Origin of the sequence: Agrobacterium bohemicum (assembly GCF_001562555.1) — a bacterium.
Lineage (GTDB): Bacteria > Pseudomonadota > Alphaproteobacteria > Rhizobiales > Rhizobiaceae > Agrobacterium > Agrobacterium bohemicum.
This window is the reverse complement of sequence record NZ_KQ961027.1, coordinates 91654-111821: the sequence shown is the minus strand read 5'-3', so window position 1 is coordinate 111821 and position 20168 is coordinate 91654. Positions and strand designations below refer to the sequence as shown.

Below are 20168 nucleotides of genomic sequence, written 5' to 3'. Positions count from 1 at the left end.
CATGCCTTGGTGTTTCAGCGCTTCATGCCTGTGGTGGCGATGCCTTCGATGAGGAGACGCTGGAAGAAAAGGAAAAAGAGAAAAACGGGAACGAGCGAAAGGTTGGACATGGCAAAAAGTGCCGTCCAATCCGAGCTGCCGGTACTGTCCACGAAGGATCGAAGACCGAGCTGCACGGTGTAAGTGTTGATATCGTTGAGGTAGATCAGCGGTCCGAAGAAATCATCCCAGGTCCAGATAAACGAAAATATCGCGGCAGTTGCCAGAACAGGAGATGACAGCGGCAACATGATTTTCCAGTAGATGCGGAAGGGGCTGCACCCGTCCATCAATGCGGCCTCATCCAGTTCACGCGGAATACCCCTGAAGAACTGAACCATAAGGAAGATGAAGAAGGCATCCGTCGCCAGATACTTCGGCACGATCAACGGCAGCGACGTGTTGACCCAGCCCATCTCCAGAAACAGGATATATTGCGGGATCAGCACCACGTGATAGGGCAGCATCAGCGTGCCCAGCATCATTGCAAACCAAAAATTCCGACCGCCAAAACGAAGGCGAGCAAAAGCGAACGCTGCCAGAGAGCAACCGGCTACGTTGCCTATCGTTGCGAGTACCGAGATGAAGAACGAGTTCCAGAAGAACTTGCCGAAGGAAACCTGAAGGCCAGTCCAGCCGCGAATATATCCACCTAGATCGACAGCAGAAGGGATGAGTGAAGATGAACCAAAAAGTTCATCCTGCGGGCGGAAAGACCCGGAAATCATCCACAGGATCGGATACATCATGGCAATGGAGGCGGCGATCAGCACCACGTGCAACAGGGCTGATTTCCAAAGCGGACGGTTAACCCCCTGGCCAGGGCGTAAAGACGAAACGGCATCAGTCATCGTAATGCACCCAATAACGTGCGCTCAAAAACGAAAAGGCGGTAAAGAGCGAAATGATGACAACCAATATCCACGCAAGTGCCGAAGCGTAGCCCATGCGGAAGAAACCAAAGGCTTCCTGATAAAGATACAGCGTGTAAAACAGCGTCGAATTGATAGGCCCGCCGGACCCGTCTGATATGATGAAGGCCGGTGTGAAAGCCTTGAAGGCATCGATTGTCTGAATGACGGCGTTGAAAAATATCACAGGTGTCAACAACGGTAACGTGATGCGGAAGAATTGACGCGCCTTGCCCGCACCATCCATATCTGCGGCCTCATACATATCCTGCGGAATCTGACGAAGACCGGCGAGAAAGATGATCATGGGCGATCCGAACTGCCAGACAGACAGGATAACCAGCGTGTAGATGGAATAGTTGGGGTTTGAAATCCAGCTTGGCCCCTCGTAACCAAACAACTGCCACAGCACCATGTTGACCAGGCCGTCGGACGCGAACAGCTGTCGCCACAAAACTGCGATGGCCACGCTGGAACCAAGCAGGGACGGCAGATAGAACACCGCCCGGTACATGGTCAGCCCTTTGATACCGCGATTGAACGCCATTGCGACCATGAGCGCGAACATCAACTTTAAGGGCACTGACAATATGACATAGGTGAAAGTCACCTGCATGGCTGCAGCGAATTTGGGATCAGCTGTTGCTATGCGAACGTAGTTGGACGCACCAACCCAATCGGGTGATTGCAGCAGATCGTAATTCGTGAAGGAAAGGTACAGGGACGCAAGTGCCGGGCCAAGCGTCAGCCCGAAAAAGCCGATTAGCCAAGGCAGCAGAAAGACATATGCATGGACGTTGCGGTCGAACATCTTGCGCAGTCGGCCTTGCCTTGGGAGAGCCGCGGTGCGGCCCTCCCTATGGGTCATATCGGATTGAAACGTCATGAATGTTTACTTCCGCTTGATGACGGTTTCCGCTTCTTTGACGAGCTTTTCGCCACCCTGTTCCGGCGTGATCTTGCCGAACGCAACCTCTTCCGACGTACGCTTGAGAACGAAAGCAAATTCTCCTGCGCCCGGAGGCGGTGCTGGTGGCAGAGGCCCGACGCCCGGCGTGACTTCGGCGATATATTCGACCATCGCCTTACTGACATCGTTCAGCTTGGGGCTCAACTGATCTCGCATGGACGCAGAGGCTGGCACACCCCGCTCGACCCCCAGAATATCCACGCCCTCTGGCACAGCGACAACGAAGTTGATGAAATCAACCGCCGCTGCGATACCGGCGCTGCCATTCGCCACGCTCATCAGCATCGAAGGCTTTAGATAGTGTCCGGACGGTGTGTCCTTGGATACCTTCGGGTATGATGTAATGGAAAGCTTCGACTTGTTGACGGCCTGGTAACCGACAAACTGGTTGGAGTGCGCAAACGCTGTCGCCGCCTTACCGGTGGTCAACGGGTTGGTTTCGATGCTCAACTGGTCGAGCGCCTGAATATCGGCAGGCACGCAGCCACCGGCTTCACGCATGTCGGCCCACATCGTAAACCACTGCGATGCGTCCTTGGCATCGTAGCCAAGCGCACCGTCTTCACTGAACAGTGATTTTTTGCTTTGTCTCAGCCAGTTTTCAAAGCTCGGCTCGACACCGCTGGCGTCTGCCGTGGCATAATAACCAGGCTTGGGTTTGTTCTTGCCAAACTCGGCAGCACTCTTTGCAAACTCTTCCCATGTCTGTCCAGCGGAAGGGGGCTTGGCGCCTGTCTTTTCCCAACCTGCCGCATCAAAGAAAACAGCGCTTGAGTTCACGCCGAGATTAATGCCGTAAAGCTTGCCGTCCACACGGCCGGAATCGATGTTCGGCACCCCGAAATCTTCGATTTTCAGGCTTTTTCCAAGATATTCATCGAGTGGCGCGAGAGCTCCACGCCGCGCATATTCGAAAATATAGCGGTAATCCATCTGGATGAGGTCAGGCGCGTTACGACCTGCAACCTGCGTTGCAAGGCGCGGCCAATAATCCGACCAACCGGCAAACTCACCGGCTATATCGAGATCTGGCTTGACCTGTTTGAACGCGGCAATCGCCTTGTTCGTACGATCAGCACGTTCTTGCGACCCCCACCACAGCAGGCGAATACGCGCCGCCTGCGCTAAAGCAGATCCCCCGCCCATTGTCGCAAGCGACAATGCAGCGAGACCTGCGGTTAAAACCGCACGTCTTTGAATCATCATGGACATTGGCAACTCCTCCCTAATTGACTGCCAAATTGAATGATGTCGATAAACAGCGCTTGCCGTTTTATAACTATCTGGTTACATGGGAACACTGATCAACACCATTGTCAAGCGGCCAATAAAGATGGACGAAACCAACAAAACAGTTTCTGAGAAAACGGGCGACACAACCGAAAAGAAGACCGCTAAAAAATCGGCTGTCCAGTCTCGCAACCCGGAACGAACTCGAGCCGCCATCCTCGAAGCGGCCCGGCGGGAGGTTGCCGCAAAGGGACTTGCCGGTGCGCGGATCGACGTGGTGGCAAGACGCGCGGGCACCAACAAACGCATGATCTACCACTACTTCGGCGACAAGGACGCGCTCTATCTGGCCGTGTTGGAGGACGCTTATCAACACATTCGCAATGCGGAACACCGGCTTGATCTGGCCCGCAAACCACCCGTCGACAGCTTGCGGGAACTTGCCCTGTTCACCTGGCACTATTACCTCGATCATCCGGAGTTCCTAAGCATTCTAGCAACCGAAAATCTCAATCAAGCCAGATACTTGCGTCAATCCACCACCATTCCGGAAATGCATTCCAATTTTATTTCCGAGTTGAAAGACGTCCTACGACGCGGGGAGGAAAGCGGCGATTTTCGCGCCGGACTGGATCCGGTCGACGTCTACCTGACCATCGCCTCGCTTGGGTTTTTCTATCTGTCCAACCGTTTTACGCTATCCACGATCTTCCAGCGCGATCTAGCGGCACCCGCAGAGCTGGAGCGCTGGGGCCAGCATATCGTCAGTACGGTGATTGCTGCACTGCGGCCATTTTGACCGCCTTTTTAAATTACCCAACAAGAACAATCGTTCTCGTCTTCGCACATGCGGAATATCTCAACCCATGGCGAGTACAGGCAGCCTTTACCACGGATATCCGTGCAAACTCCATCGTAATTTTTTGCATCAAAAACCGCTTGACAAAAACGCCCTCCCCCAACAACAAATAACCAATTGGTTACAAATTTCGAAAGTGAGAGGCTGCGCCTTGACGGGAGTGGGGCGCCTTGGGAGGAAGTTTCATGCAGCGTATCGGCGTCATCATGCACGGCATCACCGGCCGGATGGGATATAATCAGCACCTTGTTCGTTCTGTTCTGGCAATCCGTGATCAGGGCGGCGTCACCCTGAAGAGCGGCGAGAAGGTCATGCTCGACCCCATTCTGGTGGGGCGCAACGGCGACAAGATTGAAGCGATTGCCAAGAAGCACAATGTCGCGCGCTGGACGACCGATATCGATGCGGCCTTGGCAAACCCTGACGACACGCTGTTTTTCGATGCCGGAACAACGCAGATGCGCGGCAGCCTGCTGACGAAGGCCATCCAAGCCGGCAAGAACGTTTATTGCGAGAAGCCGATCTCCGACAATACGGAAGAGGCGATCGCCGTTGCCAAGCTGGCGGAGAGCGCCGGCATCAAACACGGCGTAGTCCAGGATAAGCTCTTTCTGCCCGGCCTCCGCAAGCTGGCCATGCTCCGCGATAGCGGTTTTTTCGGCAAAATCCTGTCTGTGCGGGGCGAGTTCGGCTATTGGGTTTTCGAAGGTGACTGGCAACCGGCGCAGCGTCCGTCATGGAATTACCGCCAGAAAGATGGGGGCGGTATCATTCTCGATATGCTTTGCCATTGGCGTTATGTGCTGGACAACCTGTTTGGCGAAGTAAAAGCCGTCAGTTGCCTTGGCGCGACACACATTCCGCAGCGTTTCGACGAACAGGGCAACGCTTACGTCGCCGATGCCGATGACGCCGCCTATGCCACATTCGAGCTTGAAGGCGGAGTGATCGCGCATATCAATTCGTCCTGGGCGGTGCGCGTTCGCCGGGATGATCTCGTGACGTTTCAGGTAGATGGCACCCATGGATCGGCAGTGGCCGGCCTTACCAAATGCTGGACACAGCATCGCACCAACACACCAAAACCCGTATGGAACCCGGACCAGCCACAGACAATCGATTTCTATAAGACATGGCAGGAAGTGCCTGACAACATCGTCTACGACAACGGTTTCAAGGCGCAATGGGAGATGTTCGTGCGTCATCTGTCCGATAACGAACCCTGGCCTTATGGTCTCATGGAGGGCGTAAAGGGCGTGCAGCTCGCAGAACTCGGCCTTCAATCCTGGAAGGAGCGTCGCTGGCTCGACGTTCCCAAGATTTCTTGAGGGAGGTCGGAATGACCCAACTCAAACTACCCAAAAACGACCGCTCGATAAAGACTTACACCCTCAGCGGCACACCTATTCCGCTCGAACAACGTAGCGCCGCTGATTTCAACCGTATCGCTTACGCTGCAGCCCACGTTGTGGCCGACCCGTTTGCGGATAACGATCCATGGCTGACACCGGCAATCGATTGGGAAGCCACATTGCGCTTTCGCCACCGCCTTTGGGATTTGGGTCTTGGCGTGGCGGAGGCCATGGACACCGCACAACGCGGTATGGGGTTGGGCTGGCCACAAGCGCAGGAACTCATTTCCCGGGCATTAAAAGAAGCAGCGACCCGTAAAGATGCGCTCATAGCCTGCGGCGTCGGCACGGATCACCTTGTCGGCACCGACTATAGCCTCCACCAAATCGTTGAGGCTTATCAAGAACAACTGGACTTTGTCCAAGGTGAAGGCGGGCGCGTTATTCTTATGGCAAGCCGCGCACTTGCTGCCAGTGCGACGTCGCCGGATGATTATCTGGAAACCTATGCCCACGTTCTCTCCAATGCCAAAGATAAGGTCATCATTCACTGGCTCGGCGAAATGTTCGACCCTGCGCTCGAAGGTTACTGGGGTTCGAAAGACCATATGGCAGCCATGGACACCTGCCTGGAAATGCTGGCAGCAAATGCCGACAAGATCGATGGTATCAAGATTTCTCTTCTGTCGAAAGAAAAGGAAATCGAGATGCGTCGCCGCTTGCCAGCAGGCGTGCGCATGTATACGGGCGACGACTTCAACTATGCGGAACTGATCGAGGGTGACGAATCCGGCCATTCAGACGCCCTTCTGGGCATTTTCGATGCCATCGCGCCCGCCGCATCCAAGGCGTTGGCGTGTTTGAAGAATGGAGCCAATGCGGAATTCCACGACGTTCTCGAACCAACCGTTGCTCTGTCTCGCCATATCTTCAAGGCGCCCACCCGTTTCTATAAAACGGGCGTGGTGTTTCTAGCCTATCTCAACGGGCTGCAAGATCATTTCACCATGATCGGCGGACAGGAAAGTACGCGGTCGACGTTGCATTTCGCAGAGCTTTTCCGTCTTGCCGATAAAGCCAACGTGCTGAGTGACACGGATGAGGCGACCCGGCGGATGAAGAGTTTCCTCACCGTCCGGGGTGTTTATTGATATGCCCGATGCACCCTTTTTGAAGGTCAAGGAAATCGCCATCTACGAGCGGCGTCTGACGATGCGTATTAGCTTTCGGTTCGGTGCCGCCACCAAAGGTCTCGGTGTCGCGCAAAATGCTGCGCAGGCAACATTTCAGACGCTTCAATCAGAGGAGAAGACCACATGAGCCTCGAAGGTCTTTCAATCAACTTTGCCACGATCAAACAGGGCGGATCGTTTGCTACGATGGTGGATGCATGCCTTGCGCACGGTATAACCACCATTTCCCCCTGGCGAGATCAGGTGCATGGCATTGGCCTTGCCGAAGCGGTCCGCATCGTTGATCAAAACGGCATTCGTCTCAGCGGCCTCTGCAGAGGTGGCTTTTTCCCGGCAGCGGATGAACAAGGTCGTCGCAATGCCATTGAGGACAACAAGCGTGCGGTAGAGGAAGCTTCCGCCTTGAAAGCTGACTGCCTCGTGCTGGTCGTCGGGGGATTGCCTGCGGGCTCAAGAGACATTCGTGGTGCGCGCCAGATGGTGGAAGATGGCATGGCAGAGCTTCTGCCTTATGCCAAACAGGCCGGAATCCCGCTCGCCATAGAGCCTTTGCATCCGTTTTACGCTGCAGACCGAGCCTGTTTCAACACGTTGAAACAATCGCTTGATCTTTGCGACAAGCTGGGTGCCGGCACGGGCGTCGCTATTGATGTCTACCATGTGTGGTGGGACCCGGAGTTGGAGGAACAAGTGGCACGCGCTGGCCAAAACGGTCAAATCCTTGCGCACCACATCTGCGACTGGCTGGTGCCGACCAAAGACCCGCTCAACGACCGGGGCATGATGGGTGACGGCATCGTTGATCTGAAAGGCTTCCGCCGGATGATCGAAAAGGCCGGGTTTTCTGGCCCGCAGGAAGTGGAAATTTTTTCCTATGACTGGAACGCCCGACCAGTAGATGAAGTGTTGTCTACCGTAGTCGAGAGATACAAGACCGTTTGTTAGAGCGTTTCCATGCCTTTACCTTAATATCTCCGTCATCCCTGGAGATGACGGAGATAAGCCTCTGAGCGTCAACGCTCCTTGCGGACAACGTCAAAACGGGAATACCAAGGGCTTACGATCATGCCTTTGATATCGCTTCGGTAAGCAGCCGTATCAACAACCTCCGAGAATGGCTGGATCGAAAGGACGACGCCGTCCATGTAAGCCTGAATATCCTCATAGGCTTTTGCCTGTTTGGCAGAGTCGCGTTCCACCAAGGCCTGTTCAATCATCGTATTCAGCTTTTCATCGAAAAAGCTCGTGCGCCAACCCTGATAATTGGTAAGCTTGGCCTCATCGGCATTGTTAGGGTTATACGCCATGGCGCGCAGATTGTTGTCCGGGTGTGGCTGCTGACCGCCGCCGCCGCGACCGACGAGAAGTTCGAATTTACGCTCACGCATCGCGCCATAAATCTGATCACCAGAACCGCTGATCAGTTCGGCCTGAATGCCCGCCTGCGCCAATGTATTCTGAATTGCTGTTGCGGCCTTCATGAAAGGGTCTTCGGAAAGTACACGAAGTGTCGCTTTGAAGCCGTTGGGGTAGCCAGCTTCGGCAAGTAATGCTTTTGCTCTCGGCACATCCAGCTTGAAGCCCTCATCCGGCAAAGAACCGAGAACGCCAGAGCTGATAGGGCGCTGGTGGAGCTTGCCGTAGTAAGGCATGACCGCCTTATCCAGACCGTCGTAATCGATGAGATAACGAAGCGCCTCGCGGACTTTCTTGTTGGCAAAGCGTTCGTCTTTCATCGAAACGCCGAGGTAGTAGAACCCCGAACCTGGGGTGGACTCGATGGTAATCTCCTTATCAGCCTCAAGCGACTTCAAATCCGGTGCCTGCAAGGAATAGGCGACATCGATATCGCCTTTTTCAAGCATCAGGCGCTGTGACTGTGATTCAGGAAGGTGGCGCATCAGCACGCGCTTCATGGCAGGCTTTTCACCCCAATAATCGTCATTGCGAGTGAGAATGATGAACTCGTTGGATTTCCACTGCCCCAACTTAAACGGGCCGGACCCTGCGGAATTCAATGTCAGCCACGCGGCCCCGAGATCTCCGTCTTTTTCGTTTTCAAGCGCGGTCTTGCTGTCGATGATGGATCCGGGACCGTTCTGGCCGAGGATCATCAGCAGCAGGTTCGGGTCGTCTGGTTTGGGCAAGTTTATGACGAAGGTATAGTCATCTTCCGCTACAAAAAGCCTGTCTGCTTCCTCGACCTTATAACCTCTGGTCTTGAGGAAGGATGACTGCGCCAGATTGCGTGACAAAACGCGCTTGAGGCTCCAGACAACGTCTTGCGCCGTCACGGGATTTCCAGATGCGAACTTGGCATCCTTGCGAAGATGAAACCGGATGGAATTGCGCTCGTCTGACACTTCCCAGCGCTCGGCTAGGCGCGGCTGAATGCTGCGGTCCTTTTCGGAGAGGATGACAAGCGTGTCATAGACGTTGTTCAAGACCTGCACTGTCTCGCGCCCCGTGATGGCCGCCGGGTCCAGCGTCAGGATGTTGTTCATCGTCGTTGCGACAACAAGTTGGTCTTTCGGTGTATCTGCCATAGCGTCGAGCGGGATAGCGCCGATCAACAAGGCGCCGAGCGCTACTGTCGTGAAAAATTGTCTCATGTTTCCTCCCAAAGAGCCGTTTTTAGCTTACGGCGTTCAATTCTCGATCCACCGCACTCCTCTGCGGCGGACCAGTCAGCAAAGAATGGCACGAACGGGTGCAACCAATGCACGGCCTATTTTTGCGGTTTCCTCGGCATCCAGATGAACGCCATCGACGGGTGACGCTTTCGAAACAGTTCCGGCGTCGAAAAATGCGCAGTCTGCATCTTGCGCCAGCGTCTCATACAGGGGGGCGAGACGCTCTGACTCGGCAATTCTGCGCCCCGCAGCCGGTTTGCCGGAAAGTCCCTCGACACATGGCGGTGGTGCGACTATCAGCAACCGCGGTTGCGCTATCCTTGGTTTGTAGGGAAACATCTCGACAATCTGCGCCAAGCGCCGCATGCCTGATACGGCAGTTTCCGCCTGACCGCCGTGGACCGGTTTGAGATCGTTCGTTCCCAGCATGATGATGACAAGATCAAGCGGCATGTGGCTGGCCAGCGCAACTTCCAGCGCTTTCGCACCGTTGCGGCAGGAAGGGCCGGTGTGGTCGTCGTAACAGGTGGTGCGCCCGCCCAAGCCTTCTGCAATAACCTTGGCTTCACCACCAAGTTCGGCTTCCAGCACGTCCGGCCAGCGATACTGAGGTGGATGGCGCAATCCCGTCGCCGGGTTCGCACCCCATGTCAGACTGTCGCCGAAAGCAAGAATTGTTTTCACCTCAACCTACCTCACCCGGTTGTTTTCGATGAAATCAAAATCGATGTCTTCACCCAACCCGGCGCGATCCGGCACATGCACGAATCCTTCCGCATCCATAGGATCTGAGAGCGTTTTCAGATAATCGAAACCGTCATCATATTCGAGGAATGGATGCAGCAATCCCCGCTCGTACCAGCGGCAGTTTTTTGTGGCTGCAACCACATGCAGATTCATGGCGGTGTTACCGTGCACCTCACACTCCACGCCAAAAGCCTCGGCCAGATGCATGGTCTTCAAAGCAGGTGTAATGCCGCCAACATCGTTGACGCCGGTTCGAAGAATATCGCAGGCGCCGGCTTTCAACCATTCGGCCCGGTGCCAGTGCTTGCCAGCGGCACTTTCAGGTCCGACGATCGGAATATCGAGGTTGTCCGCAAGCCATTTGTAGGATGACATGGACTGTTCATCCATAGGCTCCTCGATCCAGTCGAAATCGAGTTTTTCCAGACCCCGACCCAAGGCCAGCGCGTCCGTGCGGGAATACCAGTGAAAGGCGTCGATCATCAAATGGATATCTGGACCCACCGCTTCTCGAACGGCAGCGCAAGCTTTCAGGTCCATCTTTACATCCGGGGCCCAACTGACAGGTGGCATCCAGGTGTGCAGCTTGATACCTCTATAGCCGCGCTTGACCAATGTTTCAGCAAAACGACCGTAATCATCAGGCGCTGCAAGACCGCCCTCCAACTCATCGCCACACATGATCGAGCCGTAGGCAAGGACCTTATCCCGGTAACCACCGATCAACTTGTATACAGGTTGACCGAGGGAACGCCCGGCCAGATCCCACAACGCGCAGTCTACGACAGCAAGTGTCCGGTCGGTTAATTGCGCCGCAGATCCGCGTTGCCAGTGCGCCAGATCTTGCCACAGACGCTCACGATCCCGATGGTCTTGGCCAATCAGAACTTTCTTGACGAACTTTTCGATAACGTGCGGGCGCACGATTTCCGGTGCCGTAAAGGAATGCCCCTCATCACCGTTTTCCGTGCGGATTGTCAACATAGCCTGCTCAACCTGATGCGCAGGACCGGGATGAGCGTGTCCGGCGCTATCGGAATGCCGACGAGTCGTTGTCCTGAACACCCGTACTTCAACGTCGGTAATAATCATCTATCCTCCCGATACCGCCCGGCGGCCATGACAATCTGCAATTCATCCTATTAGACAGATAATCGAATATTTGTCAAATATGTATGACATGTTGTTTTTCGCTGAACGCCGCTCGCTCTATATCTCGACAATCTCCACTTTCTCATTTTGCATCCTGCGATAATAAGTTACCTAAGACCTACGCCCTTCACGCCTGCAAAAAAACTGAGCCGTCCAATGCCTCCCCAATCAGTAGGATACCTTTACGCGCTTGCAGCTTTCACGATTTTCGCTGCGCAGGATGGCATTTCAAAACATCTTGGCTCTGCCTATCCCCCGGTTTTTGTGGCAATGGTGCGCTACTGGGCCTTCGCCGTTTTCGTCGTGATTCTTGCCTTGAGGGCGAATGGTGGGTTTCGGCAAACGATATCCACGAACCGCTTCTGGCTTCAGGCCAGTCGGGGCGTCATTCTCGCCGTGCAGATCGTACTCTCCATCATCTCTTTCTCGATCGTCGGACTCGCCCATACGCATTCAATACTGGCATCCACGCCGCTGATCGTAGCTGCTCTATCCGTGCCGATTTTGGGGGAAAAAGTTGGGTGGCGGCGTTGGTCGGCGATTCTTGTCGGCTTTCTCGGCGTCCTCGTCATTCTCAAGCCGGATGAGAACGGCTTCGATCCAACGCTGGTCATCACATTTGCCGCTGCGGTTTTGCTCGGCCTTTACGGTGTGCTGACGCGGCTTGCCAGCCGGACCGATACCGCCATCACAAGCTTTTTTTATACCGGCGTCCCTGGCGCTTTTGCCTTGACGCTGGTTGGACCATTTTTCTGGGTCAATATGTCACCCGCCGACTGGGGCTGGATGGTGGCACTGTGCATAACCGGCATGAGCGGCCACTACCTCCTCATCCGCGCCTTTGAACTTGCGGATGCCGCTTCTGTACAGCCATTCTCCTATTACCAGCTGGTGCTGGTCTCCATCATTGGCATCAGCCTGTTCGGAGAGACGTTGAGCATCCACATGGTTGTCGGCGCGGCAATCGTCGTCGCGGCAGGATTGTTCACAATATGGCGAGAACAGATGGTCGCACGTAGAGCACGGCGAGAGCGACTATGAAACGATTTTCTGCGGAGAGGTGGATAGCATCGAAGCCTCGCATCGCAATAACATGCCATAGAGATCGCGCGGCTCATCTGGATCGGCCAGTAAATCCAGCCGCTCGTAAAATCCGGTGGCCGCCAGTTTCGACCTGACATAGCGTAGAGCCGAGAAATCTTCGATGGCAAAACCGACACTGTCGAATAGCGTTATCTGACGATCCGTTTTTCGCCCGTCGGCAAGGCCCGACATCACCTGCCAAAGCTCCGTGACAGGGTGATCCGAAGGCAGTTGCTGTACCTCGCCTTCGATGCGGGTTTGCATCGGATACTCCACGAAAATATCAGATCGCAGCAAAATATCCCTGTGCAATTCGGTTTTGCCAGGGCAATCCCCACCGACAGCATTGATGTGAGTGCCCGGGCCGACCATGTTGTCCGTCAGGATTGTCGCATATTGTTTGTCCGCGGTAACGGTGGTGATGATATCAGCACCCTCCACGGCTTCTTCTGCACTTTTGCAGATCAAAATGGAGAAACCCTGACCTTCCAGATTTCGCTGACATTTCAAACTGGCAGCGGGATCGATATCGTAAAGACGAAGCTGGTCAACTCCCAAAATGGCCTTGAAGGCACGGGCTTGAAACTCGCTCTGCGCTCCGTTGCCGATGATGGCCATGGATTTCGCGTCTGTACGAGCAAGATATTTTGCTGCGACCGCTGACGTTGCCGCTGTCCGCAAGGCGGTCAGGATCGTCATCTCCGACAGCAACATGGGATAGCCGTTTCCAACGTCCGACAGCACGCCGAAAGCGGTTACCGTCTGGCGGCCTTGTCTGGTGTTTTTGGGATGGCCGTTGACGTATTTGAAGCCGTAAAGCTTGCCGTCACTGGTCGGCATCAATTCTATGACACCCTCTTCGGAGTGCGACGCGATACGCGGCGTCTTGTCGAATGTTTCCCATCGCAGAAAATCCTCTTCTATGACGCCTGCCAGTTCTCGCAGGAACGTATCGATTCCCACTTTGAGCACGAGCTTCATCATGTTGTCGACGCTGATGAAAGGAACGATGTTGATATCCGGTATGGTATTCATGGCGGCGTTTCCTCCTACCCTGCTCTCGTCGGACGGTCCATGACGCGCTTGCCCATCAAGCTTGCTGTCAGGTCCACCATCAAACGAGCGGTTCGACCGCGCTCATCGAGAAAGGGATTGAGTTCTACGAGGTCGAGACTGGATACCAGCCCGCTATCGCACAGCATTTCCATGACCAGATGCGCTTCACGAAATGTTGCCCCGCCCGGCACCGTGGTCCCCACAGCAGGCGCGATGGAAGGGTCGAGAAAATCCACATCGAGGCTGACATGCAAAAGACCGTTGGCGGCCACGACACGTTCAAGAAACGCACGCAGGAGAACCGCAACGCCGTGCTCATCGATCATTCGCATGTCATGGATGGTCACACCGGTTTCCTTGAGCGCTGCACTTTCCGCAGGATCGACGCTGCGAATCCCAATCATGCAGATGTTCGCTGGATCGACAGGATTTTTGACCTCCGGGAAATAGCCTTCAAACCCCTTACGACCGCTGTAATAGGCTACGGGTGTACCATGCAGATTGCCGGTGCGCGTCGTTTCAAGCGTATGATAATCGGTATGCGCGTCCAGCCACAACACGAATAATGGCCGGTCGAGCTCTGCTGCACGTCGCGCAACACCGGTCACGCTACCCGCAGAAATGGCGTGGTCGCCCCCTAAAAATATCGGCATCGCATTGTGACTTTCGCGATAGGCGATTTCTGCCAATGCTTCTGTCCAGGCGACCGTCTCGGACAAATGATGAACCGCAGCGTTTGGATGAGCAAAATCACGCAGCGGCGCGGGCGTTATATTGCCCACATCGATAACGGAATGCCCAAGGTCTTCGAGCGATGATTTCAATCCCGCAATACGAAGCGCGCTTGGCCCCATCTCGCAACCCAGCTGCCCGGCACCGATCTGTAGCGGCACCCCGATAAGCCTGCAATCCATAAGCGTCTCCCATCCAATTCACGAGACGAATTGAAACACTGGGATGCGGCAGATTGAACGATAAAGATTGGCAAAATAGAATTATTATCTTACCATTTTGAAAAATAGATTTATCAAAATGGTATATCATGGACAATCTGGATGAGAAGTTGATTACGCTTTTGCGGCATAACGGTCGTCGCAGCATCTCGGATCTCGCACTGGAAACAGCGACGTCCCGAGCCACGGTACGCGCCCGCATCGAACGAATGGAAGCGAGCGGCACGATTATCGGCTACACTGTCATATTGCGAGCCGATGCCGTGGAAGAGGCCGTCCGCGGCATCATGATGATTGAGATCGAAGGCCACGTGACAGACAAGGTCATTCGGACATTGGGTGGATTTCAGGAAATCTCCGAAATCCACTCCACCAATGGTCGATGGGATCTCATCGTTGAACTCAGCGCTTCGACGCTCAGCAATTTTGATTCCGTCCTGCGGCGCATTCGGCTTGTTCCGGGTATCACAGGCAGTGAAACCAGCCTGCTGCTTTCGACATCCCGCTCAACGAAAGCCCGGCTTTAAAAGGATCATTAAATCCGCATCCAACCGGTCACGTTTTGCTGCTCACGCGATGCGAAGCCCTTCGCGCCAAACGCCATCAATCAAAGGAGGCAGGCCAGTGGTCGCGCGAACCCTGACGAGATCGGCTCTGCGCCCGACTTCGATACGCCCCCGATCCGAAAGCTTGGCAGCGTCGGCCGGATTTGCCGAAATCAATCGGATCGCATGCGGCAAATCGATGATGCGTCTTTCGGACAAAAGAAAAGCGGCCTGCAACAGACTGAAAGGCACGTAGTCGGATGACAATATGTCTAGCGCACCCTTTTCAATAAGTTCGAGCGCCGAAACATTGCCCGAATGGGAGCCGCCGCGCACCACATTGGGTGCTCCCATCAGCACCTGCAGGCCAGCGTCTCGTGAAAGCTGTGCCGCCGCTACCGTTGTCGGAAACTCTGCAAGCGAAATTCCGAGCTCGATGCCTTCAGCCACATGTTCAGCGGTGGCGTCATCATGTGAGGCGATGGATATGCCGGCTGCGTGACAGCGCTCGGCGATAAGACGCCGGTGTTTTGCTGAGTAGGCATCGGACTGCGCAATGCGTCTTTCACTGAAGGCCGCGAAGTCGGCATCGGACAGCTTTTTCTTCCCCTGATAATAGATGCGGTATGCTTCGAGGCTGACGAACTGCCGCTGGCCGGGAGCGTGGTCCATCAGGGACGCCAGCCTGACGCGATCATTGTTTTTCATTTCATCGAAATGCTCCACCGCGTCGGGCATGGAAACCTCGCAGCGAAGATGGATGAAATGTTCAGCACGCAACCGCTTTGCCGCCGTTGCTGTTGAAATCGTTTGTGCAATGGCGGACATTTCATCTGAACCAAGCTCAGTATCGCCGTCCATTCCGACCCTGATGGCATCGAACACCGTCGTGATGCCAGCGGTTGCGATCTGCCCGTCATGAGCCTGAAGTGCGGCGTGCATGTTCCAATGCACTTTTGGGCGCGGCATGAGATGGGTTTCAAGGTGATCCGTATGCAATTCCACGCAGCCGGGGATCACATAATCGCCTTCCATATCTATTCCCGAAGACGATTGTCCCGGCGCGATACCTGCGATTTTTCCATCGCGAACGAGCAATGTGCCGGTGATTATCTCGTCATGAAGGACGATGGCACAATTGGTGAAGACGAGTTCATTTTGCATGGGAATCATTCGGTTTGCTGCGCCGTCGATAAACGGCTTTGGAGAAAGAAGCGACCGGCTCGAAGATCGGTCTGGACGACCTCAGTCGTAATTTAGGATCAGATGACGATCCTGCGAAGTTGCTGCGAGATGAGGTCCATCAGTGTCACCGTCAAAACGACGATGATGATGATGGCGGATGCCTGCGGATAGTAGAAACCACGGATCGATTCGAAAAGAACCTGGCCGATACCGCCCGCCCCGATCAATCCCAAGACGGTTGCGGAGCGGATGTTGGATTCGAGACGATAGAGCGAAAACGAAATCCATAGTGGTAGAACCTGCGGGATGACACCGAATATGACCTGCTGAATACGCGATGCACCGGTCGTGCGGATTGCCTCGACGGGACGCGGATCAATGGCCTCCACCGCTTCAGAAAACAGCTTGGCCAGAATACCGGTGGTGTGAATGAACAACGCCATGACACCCGCAAATGGACCAAGTCCGACAGCGACGACGAAGAGTACGGCGAAGACGATCTCATGGATCGCGCGGAACATGTCCATGAGGCGCCGAATGGGTTGATTGATCCACCAAGGGGCCATGTTGTGGGCAGACAAAATGCCGAACGGTATCGACAAAAGCACGGCGAGAAAGGTTCCCCATACGGCGATCTGGACCGTGACGACCATCTCTTCCAGGTAATATTGCCAGGTGGTGAAGTCGGGCTTCAGGAAGTCCTTGGCATAGGTTGCCATGTTCCCGCTGTCGGTAAAGAGATAGGTCCATCGGCCCATTTCGGCCGGCCCCCAGCTGATGACCAAAGCTGCCAGGACGACCAGTGTGAGCAAACCATTGCGCAGACTGCCAGGTTGCTTTGCCTGAGCTGAGAGGATCGTTTTGTTTTGGACGGATATTTCGCTCATGTCTTCAACCCGGTGATGGAGAGGGGCGGGTCAGAAAGACCCGCCCTAAAGATTTCAGGACGATCAGGTCTTCGAAGCTGTGGCGAGTTCAGCTTCGAACTTGCTCTTCTTTTCCGTCAAATCCTTGATCTTGGAGGCCTTGGCTTCGGCGGACAAAGATGCGTCAGCCTGCGCCTGCGCAATCGACTTCGACAGTTCCATGACGCGAATCGGCAGAAGCTGCTTGTCGGTCGAGGCCCGGAAAGGGGCCCATTTCAGACCGGCCAAAATCTTCTTTTCTTCGGCGACATTGCCTGTCGACTTGTCCGTACCGTAGGTCAGGAAGAACTCGCGCAGCTTGGTCTTTGCTTCATCCGGGATATCCTTGCGCCAAACGATCGGATCGGAAGGAATCAAAGGCGAACGCCAGACTTCGCGAATATTGGCAAAGGCGTCCGGCTTGTTCTGCTTGATCAACGCCATGTTTTCAGTGTTGTTGGCGGCTGCGTCCAGTTGCTTGTTGGCAACGGCCATGGCGTTGGTTTCATGGTTGGCGTTGGTCACATTCTTGAAGCAGGACTTAGGGTCGATCCCGCGTGCGCCGAACACGAATGTCATCGGCACGAGGTAGCCGGACGTGGAGTTTGGATCGCCAAGACCGAAGTTGATCGACTTGTCGCATTTCAAGACGTCATCGATGGTCTGGATCGGGGAATCCTTTGGTACGATAACAACCGACCAGTAACCCGGTTCACCGCCCATTGGTACGCTTTGGACGAAGACTTCACCATTGGCACGATCAACGGCTTCCATGGCGGACTTGTTGCCGTACCAAGCGATTTGCACCTTGTTGAAGCGCATGCCTTCAATGATACCGGCATAGTCGGATGCAAAAAACGCTTTTACGTCCAGACCGGTTTTCGTCTTCATGTCGGCAAGAAGCGGATCCCAGTTGGTCTTGAGGTTCTGCTGGGATTCGGTGGAAATGATGCCGAAATTGATCGTGGCATCCTGCGCGAAGGCAGCAGAGGTCATTGTAAAGGCGATGGACATCGCCGCCATGCTTTTCAGTATCGCGTTCATAGGAGGTCTCCGATAACAAAGGGAAATCAGGCGGTCGTGAAAACCGGCTGACGGTTGGGCAGTACCGCGGCAGGCACGGGTGCGGATTGCTCCTCCGGGGCGTCCGGCAGGACCAACTCTTCCGATGCCGAGCCGTAAAGCTCGGCCAGAAATGCGTTAGACAGGGATGTCGACGGGCCATCGAACACGACGGCCCCATTGCGCATGGCGATGGTTCGCTTGCAGTAACGACGGGCGTATTCCACCTGGTGCAACGACACCAGAACCGTGATCCGGTCTTGCGTGTTGATATCCGCCAGCACATCCATCACACGGCGCGCGGAAGATGGATCCAGCGCGGAGATCGGCTCGTCGGCAATCAGGATTTCCGCGCCCTGAACCAGCGTGCGGGCAATGGCGGCGCGCTGTTGTTGACCGCCCGAAAGTGTCGATGAGCGCTGCACGGCAACCTGCGGAATGCCAACACGGGCAAGAGCTGCGCGTGCCGCATCTTTTTCCGCCGCGTTGAACAGGCCAAGCGTTCCGCGCCACCGGGGTACGCGACCCAGGAGGCCGATAAGGACATTTGTCAGCACCGAAAGGCGACCGACGAGATTGAACTGCTGGAAAAGAACCGACACTGCGCCACGCTTTACATGGCCAGTCAGACGACCGTCTCTTTGCGATACGGTATCAAGTATTTCCACCCGCCCGTTCCGGCCATCACCGGTTTCGAGACCCGCAATGTGACGGATCAAAGTGCTTTTGCCGGAGCCGGAGGCGCCGATCAACGCAACCATCTCGCCGCGCTCAAGCGTCAGACTGACGCAGTCGAGTGCGCATGTATTCCCGTATTTCTTCGAGAGATTGGACACGGTGATCGCGGTCATTTCTTGCTCCTGATGCCGGTCGGTTCGAAGGACATTGGACGGCTTTCGATGATGGTATGGTGACGGTTGAGTGAAGTTTTTATGTCAGCCACAATAACGGTCCAGAAACTCTTCCGCCGACATGTTGCGAAAGTAGTTTAGTGCTTCGAAAAGCTGATCATGCGGCCAATCCCACCAGGCAAGCCGATCCATCCGCTCTCCGGTAGAAGCAACAAACCGCTCCCGGATCATGCGCGCCGGCACACCGCCGACAATCGTGTATGGCGCAACGTCACGAGAAACGACCGCGCCCGCGCCGATGACCGCTCCATTTCCGATCTGGACGCCCGGAAGTAGCGTGACGCCATGACCAATCCAGACGTCGTTACCGATCACCACCCGTTTTGCTCGCCGCGCAGCAAAGAACTCCGCCTCGTCACTCATGCCTGGCCAGTAGTCGCCTGCACGGTAGGTGAAATGGTGAAGACTGGCCCGATCCATGGGGTGATTGGTGGCATTGATACGCACGCTGGCTGCGATATTCACAAACTTTCCAATCGTGGCACACCAAACCTGCCCGCCCCGTTCGATATAGGAATAGTCGCCCAGTTCCGTTTCCGAGATGCGGCAACCTTCGGCGATTTCCGTGTAACGTCCCAGCACGCAATCCGTGACCTGCGCCGCTGGATCGATCAGTGGGGTAATCGACAGCTTCGTCATGCCGCTGTCTTTCTTGCTGAAAAGTCAGAGATATCCAGCATCCGCGTGGCAACGGCATCGCGAACCGGCAGATCGTGGAAAATGCCGAGGATGGCGATGCCCTTTGCCAACTTCTCCTTCATCATCGCCACGACCACATCGCGATTTTCAGCATCGAGCGAGGCGGTGGGCTCATCAAGCAACAGAATGGGATGATCAGTGATGAAGCCCCGGGCAATGTTGACGCGCTGCTTTTCACCGCCCGAAAATGTGGCGGGCGGCAGACCGAAAAGAGCTTCTGGCAAGTTGAGCCTTGTGAGCAAGGCGGCTGCGCGAACAACGGCATCCTCCCGGCTCGAACCACGCGCTGTCAGAGGTTCTGCGACGATATCCAGTGCAGAAACGCGCGGAACCGCCCTCAAAAACTGGCTGACATAGCCGATGCTGTTATGGCGCAGCTCCAAAATGAGTCTTGCATCGCCACCGCCGAGATCATGCATGGCGCCTGATGCAGTGTCGCGGACCAGTATCTGGCCCTCGTCTATCGCGTAATTGCCATAAACCATGCGCAGGATCGAAGACTTGCCGACGCCTGATGGGCCTCCCAGCACGACGCATTCGCCGCGATGCAGATCGAAGCCGACGTTTCGCACCACCGGCAAGACGATGCCATCGCGCAGATGCATGGTGAAAGACTTCGCCACGTCGCTGGCGGAGAGGACAATTGTTTCGGCAAGCGCCGTAGATGTGTGAAGAAGCGTCAT

At 55.2% G+C, this 20168-nt stretch carries 21 protein-coding genes; 7 read left to right on the top strand and 14 right to left on the bottom strand.

The features are described 5' to 3' along the window. Positions 1–14: 14 nt before the first annotated feature. The 3 genes from ATO67_RS09785 to ATO67_RS09775 form a co-directional block, all read right to left on the bottom strand. On the bottom strand, positions 15–890 hold the full coding sequence (locus ATO67_RS09785) for a carbohydrate ABC transporter permease (RefSeq protein ID WP_067647686.1): 876 nt from the start codon (positions 888–890) through the stop codon (positions 15–17). Next, positions 883–1761 (bottom strand): carbohydrate ABC transporter permease, encoded by an 879-nt coding sequence (locus ATO67_RS09780; protein ID WP_425352200.1) that lies wholly within the window; start codon positions 1759–1761, stop codon positions 883–885. Before ATO67_RS09780 ends, ATO67_RS09785 begins: the two co-directional genes overlap by 8 nt. Before the next feature lie 81 nt (positions 1762–1842). Next, complete coding sequence (locus ATO67_RS09775; protein WP_067647679.1) at positions 1843–3132, bottom strand: ABC transporter substrate-binding protein; 1290 nt, start codon at positions 3130–3132, stop codon at positions 1843–1845. Positions 3133–3253: 121 nt separating this feature from the next. On the opposite strand from ATO67_RS09775, the gene ATO67_RS09770 reads away from it, so the two are divergent. From ATO67_RS09770 to ATO67_RS09755, 5 genes are all read left to right on the top strand, one after another. Continuing rightward, positions 3254–3949 (top strand): TetR/AcrR family transcriptional regulator, encoded by a 696-nt coding sequence (locus tag ATO67_RS09770; RefSeq protein ID WP_067648272.1) that lies wholly within the window; start codon positions 3254–3256, stop codon positions 3947–3949. Between the two features lie 245 nt (positions 3950–4194). Next, the gene (locus ATO67_RS09765; RefSeq protein WP_067647676.1) at positions 4195–5337 is read left to right on the top strand and encodes a Gfo/Idh/MocA family protein; all 1143 of its coding nucleotides are present in this window, start codon (positions 4195–4197) and stop codon (positions 5335–5337) included. Positions 5338–5348: 11 nt separating this feature from the next. After that, positions 5349–6512 (top strand): dihydrodipicolinate synthase family protein, encoded by a 1164-nt coding sequence (locus tag ATO67_RS09760; protein WP_067647672.1) that lies wholly within the window; start codon positions 5349–5351, stop codon positions 6510–6512. Between the two features lies 1 nt (position 6513). Next, a complete protein-coding gene (locus ATO67_RS23080) occupies positions 6514–6681 on the top strand; it encodes a hypothetical protein (RefSeq protein ID WP_157940951.1) in 168 nt (55 codons plus the stop codon). Beyond that, positions 6678–7499, top strand: coding sequence for a sugar phosphate isomerase/epimerase family protein (locus ATO67_RS09755; protein ID WP_067647669.1), 822 nt, complete (start codon positions 6678–6680; stop codon positions 7497–7499). The genes ATO67_RS23080 and ATO67_RS09755 overlap by 4 nt, the downstream gene beginning before the upstream one ends. A 68-nt stretch (positions 7500–7567) precedes the next feature. Here the strand turns inward: ATO67_RS09755 and ATO67_RS09750 are convergent, their stop codons facing one another. The 3 genes from ATO67_RS09750 to ATO67_RS09740 all read right to left on the bottom strand — a co-directional run bounded on the left by ATO67_RS09750 (position 7568) and on the right by ATO67_RS09740 (position 11026). Beyond that, positions 7568–9166, bottom strand: a complete 1599-nt coding sequence (locus ATO67_RS09750; RefSeq protein ID WP_067647666.1) for an ABC transporter substrate-binding protein — start codon at positions 9164–9166, stop codon at positions 7568–7570. Between the two features lie 75 nt (positions 9167–9241). Continuing rightward, positions 9242–9871 (bottom strand): SGNH/GDSL hydrolase family protein, encoded by a 630-nt coding sequence (locus ATO67_RS09745; RefSeq protein WP_067647661.1) that lies wholly within the window; start codon positions 9869–9871, stop codon positions 9242–9244. A gap of 6 nt (positions 9872–9877) precedes the next feature. After that, on the bottom strand, positions 9878–11026 hold the full coding sequence (locus ATO67_RS09740; RefSeq protein WP_067647657.1) for a mandelate racemase family protein: 1149 nt from the start codon (positions 11024–11026) through the stop codon (positions 9878–9880). Positions 11027–11242: 216 nt separating this feature from the next. Between ATO67_RS09740 and ATO67_RS09735 the strand changes: the two genes are divergently transcribed. Next, entirely contained in the window at positions 11243–12127 is an 885-nt protein-coding gene (locus ATO67_RS09735; protein ID WP_067647654.1) for a DMT family transporter, read from the top strand. On the opposite strand, the gene ATO67_RS09730 is transcribed toward ATO67_RS09735, so the two are convergent. Continuing rightward, entirely contained in the window at positions 12122–13204 is a 1083-nt protein-coding gene (locus ATO67_RS09730) for an ornithine cyclodeaminase (protein ID WP_067647651.1), read from the bottom strand. The genes ATO67_RS09735 and ATO67_RS09730 overlap by 6 nt on opposite strands. A 14-nt stretch (positions 13205–13218) precedes the next feature. After that, positions 13219–14139 carry an arginase gene (gene rocF, locus ATO67_RS09725; RefSeq protein ID WP_067647648.1) on the bottom strand — a complete coding sequence of 307 codons (921 nt, stop codon included), beginning with the start codon at positions 14137–14139 and terminating at the stop codon, positions 13219–13221. Positions 14140–14267: 128 nt separating this feature from the next. Here rocF and ATO67_RS09720 point away from each other — a divergent pair, with 128 nt between their 5' ends. Then, positions 14268–14705: an Lrp/AsnC family transcriptional regulator gene (locus tag ATO67_RS09720; RefSeq protein ID WP_067647646.1), complete on the top strand. Its 438-nt coding sequence runs from the start codon at positions 14268–14270 to the stop codon at positions 14703–14705. Between the two features lie 42 nt (positions 14706–14747). Here ATO67_RS09720 and ATO67_RS09715 read toward each other — a convergent pair whose 3' ends face one another. From ATO67_RS09715 to phnL, 6 genes are all read right to left on the bottom strand, one after another. Then, positions 14748–15887 (bottom strand): alpha-D-ribose 1-methylphosphonate 5-triphosphate diphosphatase, encoded by a 1140-nt coding sequence (locus tag ATO67_RS09715; RefSeq protein WP_067648269.1) that lies wholly within the window; start codon positions 15885–15887, stop codon positions 14748–14750. A 98-nt stretch (positions 15888–15985) separates the two neighbouring features. Further along, positions 15986–16795: a phosphonate ABC transporter, permease protein PhnE gene (phnE, locus tag ATO67_RS09710; RefSeq protein ID WP_082760219.1), complete on the bottom strand. Its 810-nt coding sequence runs from the start codon at positions 16793–16795 to the stop codon at positions 15986–15988. Between the two features lie 63 nt (positions 16796–16858). Next, positions 16859–17857, bottom strand: coding sequence for a phosphonate ABC transporter substrate-binding protein (phnD, locus tag ATO67_RS09705; protein WP_067647643.1), 999 nt, complete (start codon positions 17855–17857; stop codon positions 16859–16861). Positions 17858–17883: 26 nt separating this feature from the next. After that, positions 17884–18726: a phosphonate ABC transporter ATP-binding protein gene (gene phnC, locus ATO67_RS09700; protein ID WP_067647640.1), complete on the bottom strand. Its 843-nt coding sequence runs from the start codon at positions 18724–18726 to the stop codon at positions 17884–17886. A gap of 84 nt (positions 18727–18810) precedes the next feature. Next, complete coding sequence (locus ATO67_RS09695) at positions 18811–19425, bottom strand: LbetaH domain-containing protein (protein ID WP_067647637.1); 615 nt, start codon at positions 19423–19425, stop codon at positions 18811–18813. Continuing rightward, positions 19422–20168, bottom strand: a complete 747-nt coding sequence (phnL, locus tag ATO67_RS09690) for a phosphonate C-P lyase system protein PhnL (RefSeq protein WP_067647634.1) — start codon at positions 20166–20168, stop codon at positions 19422–19424. The genes ATO67_RS09695 and phnL overlap by 4 nt, the downstream gene beginning before the upstream one ends.